The 1,761-nt window shown below is 40.0% G+C and carries 2 protein-coding genes; one reads left to right on the forward strand and one right to left on the reverse strand.

What is annotated here, in order from left to right; all coding sequences use genetic code 11:
- The first annotated feature begins 396 nt into the window (after window positions 1-396).
- Window positions 397-936, forward strand: coding sequence for a GNAT family N-acetyltransferase (locus AB4623_RS23980; RefSeq protein WP_017052231.1), 540 nt, complete (start codon window positions 397-399; stop codon window positions 934-936).
- 132 nt (window positions 937-1,068) lie between these two features.
- Here the strand turns inward: AB4623_RS23980 and AB4623_RS23985 are convergent.
- Window positions 1,069-1,761 (reverse strand): tyrosine-type recombinase/integrase (locus AB4623_RS23985; protein WP_372147521.1); only part of this gene is annotated, 693 nt, incomplete at its 5' end.

The raw sequence follows: 1,761 nt of genomic DNA on the forward strand, positions 1-1,761 counted from the left end.
TGGAATTCTACAAAACCAACAATAAAAACAGAACGTTATGGTCATCAAAAAACCAAACAACTCGTATTTCCGTCTATTTCGGTATTTTATTTAGCTACAATTCTATAAGTTAGACTCATTTAAGCACTCGGAATTTTCTGACTCACTTTTGCCCCATTTAGTTTTAGATCTTTTACTCATTCATATCTTGTTAATCTGAGTTTGACCTATTCAAACTTATCCACTTGAGTTGAGAACTTAGCGTTCCCGTTTTTAGGCGACATTTTGCAGCTTAGTATCCCTTGTCTTACTTTAACTTATTGATTGTTAATTGAACCAATATGGTTAAGAGTGCATTATATAGAAGAAAAAGACGACAGTTTGTCGACTAATAAGCGTTATGTGCTCGGAGGAAAAATGATAGATACGGCAAGGACTCGAATTGAAGTGATGTCCAGTAAGCATGCTTCAGATATGCTTGCATACCAACTCGAAAATCGTGAGCATTTAGCTCCATGGTCACCACTTCGTACAGATGAATTTTATACTTTAGACAACTGGCTGTCTCAGTGTAAAAACAGTGAGTCTGCGTTTGAGAAAGGTAGTGAAGTTAAGTTTGTAGCTTTGGATAAAGATGCAGGCGAAATTGTTGGTGTTTGCAGTTTCACAGGTATAGCTCGCGGTGTTTTTCAAGCCTGCTTTTTAGGTTACTCCATTTCTAGAAAGTTTGAAGGTCAAGGTTATATGACCGAAATACTCGAAGCATCGATAGGTTACATGTTTGATATCGTTGGTCTTAACCGAATAATGGCGACTTACATGCCACATAATGTAGCGAGTGAAAGAGTGCTGCTTAAACTAGGTTTCGAGAAAGAAGGTGTCGCTAGGAAGTACTTAAAAATTGCAGGTCAATGGGAAAACCATATCCTTACGTCCAAACTTAACGAACGCACATAACAGTATTTAAGGCTTAAAGATACTTTTTCTAATCCAATTTTGGCTCGTTAGAATCCATACTCTAACGTGCTTTTGTCCAGAGACGTGTTATGCCGCAATACTCTGGGATTGCTATGCTCTGGGACAAACGAGTTAAGAATCAGTCGGGTTTTGATGCTGATTCAAAGGATTCAGCATCAAAGTCTCTTCTAAATGTTCAGGGGCTAGATGCGCATAACGCATGGTTGTTGTGATTTCACTATGACCCAGTACATCTCTTAACTTCACAATATTGCCGCCGCTCATCACATAATGACTCGCAAAGGTATGACGTAGAACGTGAGTCATTTGCCCTTTCGGTAAGTCAATATTTGCTTCTGAAACCGCCTTTCGAAAAGCCGATAAGCTGTTTAAAAACATCCTCTCTTCACTGATAGACTCAAGAGCGGTGAGTTCATCATAAAGCGTTTGATTAATCGGTACGGTGCGATTCTTGGATGATTTGGTATTCAAAAACGTGATCTGATTATTTTTGATTTGTGAGGGCTTTAGGCTTTCCGCCTCTCCCCACCTAGCACCCGTTGCTAAGCAAATTTTCACGATAAACACCAAAGACCGATTGCTGAACGTTTGACAAGAACCCAATAGCCTTGCGATCTCATCATGGTCCAAATACCTCAACTCTTTTTCACGCTCTTTGAACTGACGAATTTTACTCAGCGGGTTCTCAAACTCAATCACCCCTAACCTCTCCAACTCGTTAAACATCGCCCTAAGATAGGCATGCTCTCGGTTTATCGTGGTCGTCGTCACTTCAATGCTTCTTTGCTCTCGATAGTGCGCAAA

The organism is Vibrio sp. 10N.222.52.C12, from assembly GCF_041474215.1.
Lineage (GTDB): Bacteria > Pseudomonadota > Gammaproteobacteria > Enterobacterales > Vibrionaceae > Vibrio > Vibrio crassostreae_C.

Coding starts and splice junctions, on each gene's coding strand:
- AB4623_RS23980 (WP_017052231.1), top strand. CDS start 397: ATGATAGATACGGCAAGGACTCGAATTGAAGTGATGTCCAGTAAGCAT.